Here is a 6,052-nt window from a genome sequence, read left to right as displayed (position 1 = left end):
GCGGAGCTGCGGCGCCCGCCCGCCGCTCCGGCCGCCCGGGTCGCGGCCCGCGCCCTGCCCCGCACCCGCGACGTGTTCCGCGCCGCGATGGCGGAGGAGCCGTCCTTCTTCGAGAAGCTGTTCGGCGTCGGGACCGCCGCGCCCCAGGAAGATCCCCGCCAGGAGCGGCGCCCGGAAACCCGCCAGGCCCTGGCCTATGCCAGCCCGGACGCCCTGCCCCAGGAAGCCCTGCCCGGGCAGGCCCCGCGCACCCGGATCAGCCCGGCGCCCGAATCCGTGGCCGGCACGGCCGTCTACGACATCAGCGCCCGCACGGTGACGCTGCCCTCCGGCGAGGTGCTGGAGGCCCATTCCGGCCTCGGCGAGGCCATGGACAACCCGCGCTACGTCCACCTGCGCATGCGCGGCTCGACGCCCCCCGGCACCTACGACCTGACCGAGCGCGAGCGCCTGTTCCACGGGGTCCGGGCGATCCGCCTCAACCCGGTCGGCGGCAGCGGCGCGATCCACGGGCGCGACGGCCTGCTCGCCCACACCTACATGCTGCGTCAGCCCGGCGCCTCGAACGGGTGCGTCTCCTTCCGCGACTACAACCGCTTCCTGCAGGCCTTCCTGCGGGGCGAGGTCCGGCGCCTCGTGGTGGTGGCCGGCAGCGGCGACGGCGGCATCCTCAACCGGATCGGCATGATCGGCCGCCGGGGCGGCCGGGGCTGAGGATCGGCAGCCCCGGCGGCGCGCCGGGCCGAAGGTCCGAAATCACGAACGTCCGAGATCACTTCGGCGCGGCGCGGCTTTACGCGCCCGCCCCAGCTGCCTTAACGGGGCTCAGACGCCAGCCCTGACAAGAGGCACCCGATGAAACTGCCCCGCCGCTTCTTCCAGCCCCTCGCCACCGGCGCGCCGGCCCCGTTCCGCGACCTGCCGGTGCGGCTGGAGCGGATGATCCACTTCGTGCCGCCCCACAACGACAAGGTCCGCGCCCGGGTGCCGGAGCTCGCCGGCACGGTCGACGTGGTGCTGGGCAACCTGGAGGATGCGGTCCCGGCCGACCAGAAGGAGGCCGCGCGCAAGGGCTTCGTGGCCATGGCCCAGGCCACCGATTTCGCCGCCACCGGCACCGGCCTCTGGACCCGGATCAACGCCCTCAACTCGCCCTGGATTCTCGACGACCTGTTCACGATCGTGGCCGAGGTCGGCGACAAGCTCGACGTCGTGATGGTGCCCAAGGTCGAGGGGCCGTGGGACATCCACTACATCGACCAGCTTCTGGCCCAGCTCGAGGCGCGCCACGGCGTGACGAAGCCGATCCTGGTCCACGCGATCCTGGAGACCGCCGAGGGCGTGGCCAACGTCGACGCCATCGCGTCGGCCTCGCCGCGGATGCACGGCATGAGCCTGGGGCCGGCGGATCTCGCGGCGTCCCGCGGCATGAAGACCACCCGGGTCGGCGGCGGCCACCCCGATTACCGGGTGCTCAGCGACCCGTCGGGCGACGCCCCCCGGGCCACCGCCCAGCAGGACCTCTGGCACTACACCATCGCCCGGATGGTCGACGCCTGCATGGCCAACGGCATCAAGGCCTTCTACGGCCCGTTCGGCGACTTCTCCGACGGCGATGCCTGCGAGGCGCAGTTCCGCAACGCCTTCCTGATGGGCTGCGCCGGCGCCTGGACGCTGCACCCGAGCCAGGTGGCGATCGCCAAGCGGGTCTTCGCGCCGGACCCGGCCGAGGTGGCCTTCGCGGCCCGGATCGTCGAGGCCATGCCGGATGGCACCGGCGCGGTGATGCTCGACGGCAAGATGCAGGACGACGCCACCTGGAAGCAGGCCAAGGTCATCGTGGACCTCGCCAAGCTGGTCGCCGCCAAGGACCCGGAGCTGGCGGCGGTCTACAAGCTGGGGTGAGCGGGCTGCCGGGGCCGCGACTGACGCAGTCCCCGGGGGCCGGTGCGACAGCCACAGATCGAGTCGGACGCCGACGCTGACGGTTGAGCGCGATGGGCTCCCTCTCCCGTGCGGGAAAGGGTTGGGGTGAGGGTAGAGAACTCACAGGATCGAGCGCGTCGTCGAGGCGCCACAGGGCGCGCCTTATCCGGACAGTTCTCGTCCCTACGGTCTGAGCCCCCTCACCCGCCGAACCGCGCCCGGTACGCCTGCGGGGTCGCCGCGACGTGCCGCAGGAAGCTGCGCCGCAGCGTCTCCTCGGAGCCGAAGCCGCAGGTCCGGGCGACGCGCTTCACCGGCTGCGCCGTCTCGGCGAGCGCCCGCCGGGCCGCCTCCACCCGCAGGCGCTCCACGGCCCTGGCGGGGGTGAGGCCGGTCGCCTCCCGATAGTGCCGGCTCAGGCTGCGTTCGCTCATCCCGGCCGCCGCGGCCAGCGCCGGCAGGGACAGATCGCCGGACAGGTTGTCGGCGATATAGGCGTGGAGCCGCCCGAACCGCTCCTCCCCGGCCTGCAGGGCGAGCGCCGCGCTGAACTGCGCCTGCCCCCCGGGGCGCTTCAGGAACATGACGAGGTGGCGCGCCACCGCCAGGGCGTTCGCGCGGCCGAGATCCTCCTCGACCAGGGCCAGCGTCAGGTCGATGCCCGCCGTGACCCCCGCGGAGGACCAGACCGGGCCGTCGCGCACGAAGATCGGGTCGGGCTCGATCCGGGCGCGCGGGTAGCGCGCGGCCAGGGCGCCGCAGTGCTTCCAATGGGTCACGGCCCGCCGCCCGTCGAGGAGCCCGGCCGCGCCCAGCAGGAACGCCCCGGTGCAGACCGAGGCGACCCGGCGCGCTCGCCCCGCCCGGGCTCTCACCCAGGCCACCAGGGCGGGATCGGCGCAGGCCGCGACGACGCCGGGGCCGCCCGCGATCACCAGCGTGTCCACCGGCGCGTCGGGATCCGGCAGCGGGTCGGCCACCAGCCGAAGGCCCGCCGAGGCGGTCAGCCCCGGGTCGCCGGCCGCGATCACCCGCGGCGCGTAGGGCATGCCGGCGCCGCCATGCTCGTTGGCGGTGGCGAAGACCTGGAGCGGCCCGGCCACGTCGAGGAGCTGCACCGACGGGAACGCCAGCACCTCGACGGGGCGCGGCGGATCTGGCGAGAAACGAGGGGTCTTTGGCATTTCGGCCAGATCCTGCCGCGGTAGGGTCTCCCTGTCCACCACGGAGGCTCCGGCATGATCCCCCCCGACACCCACCTGCAGATCGGCTCGCTGCTGTTCGACGGGCTCGACCAGATCGATCTCACCGGCCCGTTCGAGGTGCTGTCCCGGGTTCCCAACAGCACCTACCGGATCTACGCGCCGGGCCGCGAGCCCGTCCGCGACGTGCGCGGCCTCCGGATGCTGCCGGACGCGACGCTCGCGGAGGCCCCGCGCCTCGACGTGCTGCACGTGCCCGGCGGCCAGGGCCAGGAGGCGCTGATGCGCGACGCCGCATTGCTCGGCTGGATCCGCGACCAGGCGGCCGGCGCCGGCCACGTGCTCTCGGTCTGCACCGGCGCGCTGCTCCTCGGGGCGGCCGGCCTGCTGGTCGGGCGCCGGGCGACGACCTACTGGAACGCGGTCCATCTGCTCCCGTTCTTCGGGGCCGAGCCGGTGGACGAACGCGTGGTGATCGACCGCGACGCGGACGGCCGCACCTGGGTGTTCGCGGCCGGCGTCACCGCGGGCATCGACGGCGCGCTGCGCCTCGCCGCCGCGCTGCGCGGCGAGGAGGCCGCCCGGAGCATCCAGCTCGGCATGCAATACGCCCCCGAACCCCCCTTCGACAGCGGCACGCCGCGCACGGCCGCCCCGGCCCTCGTGGCGCGGGCGCGGGCGGCGGCGGCCGACATCACGGCCCGGCGCGAGGCCACCGCCCGGGCGATCGCGGCCGAGCTCGGCATCCGGATCCCGTAGGAGACCTCCGATGGACCTCACCCACGTTCGCGCTTGCGCGGCCGCCCTGGCGGCGAAGGATCGGGACGCCGTGCGGGCGCAGATGGCCGAGGCGGTGGTGCTCAACACGCCGCTCGCCGCCGAGCCCGTGCGCGGGAAGGCGGCGATCCGGCCGGTGGTCGACGCCCTGCTCGCGGCGGTCGAGGCCTTCGCGGATCCGCCAGATCCTGGAAGGCCTCGCACATGCCGCCGCCGTCTTCGGCGCGCCCCCACCGGCTCGACGGCATGGATGACCGGCGCCTCGACGCGGCCGGGCGCAGCGACGAGATGACCGTCCTGTGGCGGCCGCTTCCGGAGGCGATCGCCGTCCGGGACAGCCTGGTCCGCGCCGCGGAAACGCCGACTTCCGCGGCGACCGGGTGACACGATCCGTCATCGGACCTATCTGTCCGATCTGGACGGGTTGAACCATGTCGGACGTAACACTGAGAACCGCGAAATTCGCGATCGGCGCCGTGGTGCGCCACCGGATCTACCCGTTCCGGGGCGTCGTGTTCGACGTCGACCCGGTGTTCGACAACACCGAGGAATGGTGGCTGGCGATCCCCGAGGAGGTCCGGCCGCGCAAGGACCAGCCCTTCTACCACCTGCTCGCCGAGAACGCCGAGACCGAGTACGTGGCCTACGTGTCGGAGCAGAACCTCCTGCCCGACACGTCGGGCGAGGCCCTGCGCCATGCCGGCATCGCCGAGATGTTCGAGCGCGACGCCGCCGGCGCGTACCGGATGCGCGACCGCGCCACGAACTGAGGGCCGGGCGCGTCGAGGCCCTGGCAAGCGCCCTGATCGTCCAGCCGGGTCCGGAATCCGTGGGCAACCGGTCGATCGCGCGGGCGGGCGGCCCACAACGCGAAGGGCCGGACCTCGCGGCCCGGCCCCCGGTGCGGACCCGCCCTGCGGCGGGTCGATGACGATCGCGGTCCCGGTGAGGGCTTACTTGGCCGCCGGGGCCGGTGCCGCGGCGCCGGCAGCCGGGGCCGCGCCGCCCTGCTGCTCCAGCTTCTTGCGCATGTCCTCGGAGCGCTTCTCCAGCTCGGCCTGGAGCTTCTTCTGCTGCTCCTCGAGCACCTTCGGGTCGATGGCCGGGCCGTCGAAGGCCTTGCCGAAGCCGGCCAGCGGCACCGCGAAGGTGACCTCGCGCTGGGTCTGGTTCTGGACCGAGACGTTGAGGGTCGTGCCCTTCTTCATCGCGGCGATCACGCCGGCATCGACGCCGCCCGCCTCGGCGAAGCAGCCGTTCGGGAAGCAGACCGCGAAGCGGCCGGCCGTCGGGCTCTGGCTGTCGACGTTGAAGCGGATGCCCGGCTGCAGCAGCAGGCCGAGCGGCAGCAGGTAGCGCACCACGCGCACCTCCTGCTTCTGGGCGGCGTTCTTCATCTCGTAGACCGCCACCGCCAGCACGGGCTGGCCCTGGTCGGACACGAAGTCGCGGGTCGTGTAGCAGATGTCGGTGCCCGAGCCCTGGTCCTTGCCGCAGACCTTGGTCCAGTCGGCCTGGCTCGGCTCGGACTTCACCGTCACGATCTGCGGGCCGGTCTGGGCGGCCGGGGTGTTGGCCGCCGGGGTGCCCGGCGCGGTCGGCGCCGGCGCGGCCGGCGCGGGAGCGGCGGGCTTCTTCGGCTGCGCCAGGGCCGGTGCGGCCGCGAGGCCGAGGCCCGCGAGGCCGAGGAGGGCGGCGCGCGCGAGCGTCGCGGTGCGGGTGAAGGACATCGGCTCTGACCCCTTGGAAGAGACGTGGTGTGGCTGGCAGGATGCGGAGCCGGCCTAGCGGCAGGTCCGCCGGACCGTCCGGATGCCCGCCGCGTTGGCGCGCTGACCGGAACTCCGGATGAATCGGTCCGACCATCGGGGCGGGACGGGCGCCCGTCGGCGCGCATCCCTCACCCCGGCGACCGGGCGGCCTGCCTTTCCCCGTGAATGAGGCGAAGGCATGACACCGCGGCCGGGAGGGCTGTCAGGACCGTCCTGGCCGCGCCCGGCCCCCGATAGGCCCGCATCCGCCCCGCCGCAAGCACGACGTGGCCCGGGCGCGAGGCACGAGCGCGTGATCGAATCGCGCCGGCGGCCGCCGCGTCGGGGGTTGCGYGCCGGGCGTCTTAGCGGTCGGTTAACCCTGCCGGGCCGACC

The 6,052-nt window shown here is 74.1% G+C and carries 7 protein-coding genes; 5 read left to right on the top strand and 2 right to left on the bottom strand.

The features are described 5' to 3' along the window. Both AC1DXK_RS29765 and AC1DXK_RS29760 read left to right on the top strand, forming a co-directional pair. Positions 1-714: DUF2778 domain-containing protein (locus AC1DXK_RS29765; protein WP_477299630.1), on the top strand; the 714-nt coding region annotated here is incomplete at its 5' end. Positions 715-855: 141 nt separating this feature from the next. Beyond that, complete coding sequence (locus AC1DXK_RS29760; RefSeq protein WP_457107873.1) at positions 856-1,905, top strand: HpcH/HpaI aldolase/citrate lyase family protein; 1,050 nt, start codon at positions 856-858, stop codon at positions 1,903-1,905. 221 nt (positions 1,906-2,126) lie between these two features. Here the strand turns inward: AC1DXK_RS29760 and AC1DXK_RS29755 are convergent, their stop codons facing one another. Next, positions 2,127-3,110 carry a GlxA family transcriptional regulator gene (locus AC1DXK_RS29755; RefSeq protein ID WP_477299629.1) on the bottom strand — a complete coding sequence of 328 codons (984 nt, stop codon included), beginning with the start codon at positions 3,108-3,110 and terminating at the stop codon, positions 2,127-2,129. Positions 3,111-3,164: 54 nt separating this feature from the next. Between AC1DXK_RS29755 and AC1DXK_RS29750 the strand changes: the two genes are divergently transcribed. The 3 genes from AC1DXK_RS29750 to hspQ all read left to right on the top strand — a co-directional run bounded on the left by AC1DXK_RS29750 (position 3,165) and on the right by hspQ (position 4,675). Then, positions 3,165-3,887, top strand: coding sequence for a DJ-1/PfpI family protein (locus AC1DXK_RS29750; protein WP_457107871.1), 723 nt, complete (start codon positions 3,165-3,167; stop codon positions 3,885-3,887). A 10-nt stretch (positions 3,888-3,897) separates the two neighbouring features. Then, positions 3,898-4,197 carry a hypothetical protein gene (locus AC1DXK_RS29745; RefSeq protein ID WP_457107870.1) on the top strand — a complete coding sequence of 100 codons (300 nt, stop codon included), beginning with the start codon at positions 3,898-3,900 and terminating at the stop codon, positions 4,195-4,197. A gap of 139 nt (positions 4,198-4,336) precedes the next feature. Next, positions 4,337-4,675: a heat shock protein HspQ gene (gene hspQ, locus AC1DXK_RS29740; protein WP_091776447.1), complete on the top strand. Its 339-nt coding sequence runs from the start codon at positions 4,337-4,339 to the stop codon at positions 4,673-4,675. 183 nt (positions 4,676-4,858) lie between these two features. Here the strand turns inward: hspQ and AC1DXK_RS29735 are convergent, their stop codons facing one another. Further along, positions 4,859-5,635 carry an invasion associated locus B family protein gene (locus AC1DXK_RS29735; RefSeq protein WP_457107869.1) on the bottom strand — a complete coding sequence of 259 codons (777 nt, stop codon included), beginning with the start codon at positions 5,633-5,635 and terminating at the stop codon, positions 4,859-4,861. Between the last annotated feature and the right edge of the window lie 417 nt (positions 5,636-6,052).

The sequence above is a fragment of the Methylobacterium sp. P3_A11 genome, assembly GCF_056403155.1.
Note: the sequence above shows the minus strand (reverse complement) of the source record. Positions and strands in the feature narration are given on the sequence as shown.